Origin of the sequence: Methylophaga sp. UBA4204 (assembly GCF_002379485.1) — a bacterium.
GTDB lineage: Bacteria > Pseudomonadota > Gammaproteobacteria > Nitrosococcales > Methylophagaceae > Methylophaga.
The window spans coordinates 62,437-63,525 of sequence record NZ_DFTU01000007.1; the positions used below are offsets into that span (position 1 = coordinate 62,437).

The 1,089-nt window shown below is 47.3% G+C and carries 2 protein-coding genes; both read left to right on the plus strand.

Going from position 1 to position 1,089, the window contains the following annotated elements; all coding sequences use genetic code 11:
• Nucleotides 1-404 (plus strand): DnaJ C-terminal domain-containing protein (locus B3182_RS01140; RefSeq protein WP_292751196.1); only part of this gene is annotated, 404 nt, incomplete at its 5' end.
• Between the two features lie 85 nt (nt 405-489).
• On the plus strand, nt 490-1,089 hold a 600-nt coding region (dapB, locus tag B3182_RS01145; protein ID WP_292751199.1), incomplete at its 3' end, for a 4-hydroxy-tetrahydrodipicolinate reductase.

Here is a 1,089-nt window from a genome sequence, read left to right on the forward strand (position 1 = left end):
GTGCTCCAGCCGGTGATTTATATGTCGAAGTAGCGGTTAAACGTCACGATGTATTTACCCGTGATGGTAATAATCTGTTTGCCGATGTACCCATCAGTTTCACCACCGCCTGTCTGGGCGGGGAACTGCAAGTGCCCACTTTGCAGGGTAAAGCTGTGCTGAAAGTGCCTGAAGGTACGCAAACCGGCCAGCAATTCAAGATGCGCGGTAAAGGTGTCAAATCAGTGCGTACCGGTGAAGTTGGCGATTTAATGTGTCGCGTGATTATTGAAACGCCGGTTAAATTATCAAAAAAACAAAAAGAGTTATTGCAGGAATTTGCCGAAACGATGGAAGGTTCCGGGGCAACCCACAGTCCAAAACATGAATCGTGGCTTGATGCTGTAAAACGTTTTTTTGAATAAGATATTTGCCAATAGGAAGCTGACTGGGCTATTTTTGCCAGCCAGCTTTTTTATTTTCTGATTTACCGCCATAAGGATATAAACCATGGCTATTAATATTGCTATTAACGGTGCCGCTGGCCGCATGGGCCGTTGCCTGATTCAAGCCGTCGCTGAAACAGATGGTTTGCAGCTATCTGCTGCCATTGATCGAGCGGAGTCATCATTAATTGGTGTGGATGCCGGTGAATTGGCTGGAGTCGGTAAATTAGGGGTAGTGTTGTCAGCAGATCTTGATCAAGCAACTCAGCAATCGGATGTGATCATAGACTTCACCATTCCTGAGGCCACCATGGCTCTCCTGCCGTTATGTGCAGAGAATCAGTGCCGCCCGGTGATTGGTACAACGGGTTTTGATGAAGCGCAAAAACAGATTATTCAGCAAACAGCCGGTCGCATTGCCACCTTACTAGCCCCCAATATGAGTGTTGGGGTGAATTTATCACTGAAATTACTTGATATGGCTGCCCGTGTATTGGGGGATAGCGTTGATATTGAGATTATTGAAGCCCATCACCGCCATAAAGTGGATGCACCTTCCGGTACTGCCTTAAGAATGGGGGAAGTGGTTGCAGATGCTTTGGGCCGCGATTTAAAAGAGTGTGCTATTTATGGTCGTGAAGGACGTACCGGCGAACGCGATCGT